At 67.6% G+C, this 3,255-nt stretch carries 1 protein-coding gene; it reads right to left on the bottom strand.

What is annotated here, in order from left to right:
• Positions 1–1,093: 1,093 nt before the first annotated feature.
• A complete protein-coding gene (locus tag ACWD1U_RS37195; RefSeq protein WP_451113782.1) occupies positions 1,094–2,260 on the bottom strand; it encodes a YVTN family beta-propeller repeat protein in 1,167 nt (388 codons plus the stop codon).
• Between the last annotated feature and the right edge of the window lie 995 nt (positions 2,261–3,255).

Genomic DNA, 3,255 nt, shown 5'->3' with positions numbered 1-3,255 from the left:
AACGCACCTCACCCGAACGGAGTAACTATCCCAGCCCGGCACAGAGCTCCACTGATGTGCCCGTCGACCACCGCCCCGGACACCGTGCGCGATTGGCTGACGTGAGCTCCAGTCGAAATGGAGGGCGTGCTCCTCAAACGGCTGGACGAACCCTATCGCCTCGGCGAGGGGCCGGCGGCTGGCAGAAATAGAAGGTGCCCGAGGCCAGGAGGCGATCAAGCGATTCGGCCACCAGCTCCCCGCCGCACCCAGCGATCGGCTGCGGTACGACGACGGGTGCCTGCAGTTCACCGGCCGCACCACCACCCTCGACCGAACGACCAAGGCTGCGTTCGCCGGCCTGCTCGCTGCGGCGCGGCACGGTCATCCGTGGACGGGCTGGTCGTTCTTCCGCCGGGCAAGACAGCCGGCACACTGGACGTCACGCTGGTGGAACCGGAGCAGTGGTGGAAGTCGGCGTCGACATCGCCCGCGACGCGGCTGGCCGCTGGCACCACCCCACACGCTGGCACCTCGCCCGCCCCGACCTCTCCCCACCTGACGTCACCGCCGAACTGACGGCGGCTGCGACAGCCCGGTGCCACTGGACCACGGCGCGGCGGCGCCTGGGAGGCCGGCGAGCTGTCCGTGTGCGGAAGGTGACACGCCGATGATGTGGCGGCGCGGAGCCGCCCGCCGCCAGGCCGCCGGACGCGGGAGCCGAAGGACGACCACGATCAGGAGCCGGGCAAGCTCCGCGGCCTGTTCCCTCGCTGGAACTTGCCCGCCCACGACGCCGCTCTTCCCCGCTGGATACCGACGGGACAGCGGCGGTCAGCCCCGCTCCGCAGCCGAGTCTCGGCGGGCGGCAAGCCCACGGTGAGGTCCTGGAGGTGCCGCACTGTGCCACAGCCCGGAGGCCCCGCCGACAGGTGGATCGCCTCACCCTCGTCCGCCAGATCCTCGACAACCAGTGCCGATAACCCGAACCACGTGGCCCCCCAAGCCAGTTGTGGTCTCGCATGTGATGGCAACGATCCCGGTCGCGCTTCGTCATCACCGACTACGGGTCAGAGCCGTTCCTTCGACAGACCCGAGTGACGCCCTCACGTCGTCAGGGGGTAGTGATGGCCACGCCCTCCGGGCTGGCGCCGACGGCGATGGCGCCGGTGACGGTGTTGGTCGCGGTGTCGATCACCGACACAGTGCCTGACCCGGCGTTGGCGACATAGGCCCGGGTACCGTCCGGCGTGACCGCCGCGCCGACCGGGCTAGCGCCGACGGCGACGGTGTCAATCATGGTGTTGCTCGCGGTGTCGATCACCGACACAGTGCCTGACCCGGAGTTGGTGACATAGGCCCGGGTGCTGTCCGGCGTGACCGCCACGCCCAGCGGGCCTACGCCGACGGCGATGGTACCGGTGACGGTGTTGGTCGCGGTGTCGATCACCGACACAGTGTCCGAGCCGGAGTTGGTGACATAGACCCGGGTACCGTCCGGCGTGACCGCCACGCCAACCGGGCCTACGCCGACGGCGACGGTGTCAGTCACGGTGTTGCTCGCGGTGTCGATCACCGACACAGTGCCTGACCCGGCGTTGGCGACATAGGCCCGGGTACCGTCCGGCGTGACCGCCACGCCGACCGGGCTGACGCCGACGGCGACGGTGTCAGTCACGGTGTTGCTCGCGGTGTCGATCACCGACACAGTGCCTGACCCGGAGTTGGTGACATAGGCCCGAGTGCTGTCCGGCGCGACCGCCACGCCCAGCGGGCCTACGCCGACGGCGATGGTACCGGTGACGGTGTTGGTCGCGGTGTCGATCACCGACACAGTGTCCGAGCCGGCGTTGGTGACATAGACCCGGGTACCGTCCGGGGTGACCGTCACGCCATATGGGTTATCGCCGACGGGGATGGTTTTGGTGACGGTGTTGGTCGCGGTGTCGATCACCGACACGGTGTCCGAGCCGGCGTTGGCGACGTAGGCGTCCCCCCTCTGGCTGGGGGGTGCCGGCGCGGGCGACGCTTCTGACAGCCGCACTTCCGCACGCGCAACGCTGTCCGAACGATTCTTGGAGACGTTGTCCGAGCGATTCTTGGAGACTTGGACAAGCGATCCCGTCTGGCCGGGAACTGGTGGCGTGGTCGACGACACAGCCATCGTTGATGACAGCCCGGCGGCAATGACTACTCCGAGCAGGGTAATTCCGATCCGCAGCCACCAGATCGCCGAGCCAGGTGTGATTCGTCTGTTCCGCAACAGGACCTCCATGCCCATACGACGCACGCCAAGGTCGGCCGAGGCGGCGGCGTCTCACAGTGATGTCATGAGCATAGGAATGCCCTGCCTATTCGACGCGAGCGTTGGACCGTTCTGGGGCGAGTCGCCCAGCACGCACCCCCTGCAAGTGGTGGAATCGTCACACCAGTGACGCTCAGCCACCTACCAGAGCAGGACCGCAGGCTTTTCGAACCCGACCATCTGCTGGCTGAACTGGGGTGGTGATCCTGCTCCGTGACACGCCGCCGATCAGACGTTTGCCCAGCGGCTCCCGCACCGCCGCCTTGGCGATGGTCTTCGATCTCGTCGAGTCCGCCCCCACGCTACGACTTCCCGGCCGAGCACTTGGCCGGCTCACGCCCCTACACGGCGAGAAGTCCTGTGGGCGGAGGTTGTCGCAGATCACGTCCACATGTGCGGCGTCGGGCCAACGGTGCCGCCTCGAGTCGGCGCGGCGTGGCATCGCAGCCGGTAAGCATCGTAGGGGCACGAGGGCGAGCGAGCCGTCTCAGCCGGTGCCGCTAACGGCACCGGCTGAGGGGGATCTGATTCTCTCCGGGAGTGCCCATCGCGGTATGCCGGTGGGCACCCGGCTCCTCCCGGGGAAGCCATGGCTGATCCGACTGCCGCATCCCCCGGCGAGAATGGGCGGCCCACCGGTTAGATCCATTTCCAGTAATCCATCGCGATCACCACAGCCGCAAGAGGTTCCTCGAACCCCTCATACGAACGGCCCAGCGCATTGTTTACGCCCCCTGCAAGGAGCGGACGTCCTTCGTCTCCGAAGGGTGGGCCAGCTGAATTCGGACAACTCGCATTGAAGTAAAGGCTTTTGACTCGTGCCATGCTGAACAGAGCGGGGTCGGGCGGGGCGCATTTCGGGTCAGTGCTTCTGCACGGGTGCGTGACCTGGCCAACCCCTCCCTCTTTTCGATCCGGTGGCCAGAACAGCCCGGCAGAGGGGCGAGTACTCCGTTCGGGTGATTGAGAGG

The sequence above is a fragment of the Streptomyces sp. NPDC002788 genome (assembly GCF_053592115.1).
Note: the sequence above shows the minus strand (reverse complement) of the source record. Positions and strands in the feature narration are given on the sequence as shown.

What these genes read in the sequence shown, in the direction of transcription:
- ACWD1U_RS37195 (WP_451113782.1), bottom strand. Translation starts at nt 2,260, where the DNA reads ATGGGCATGGAGGTCCTGTTGCGGAACAGACGAATCACACCTGGCTCG.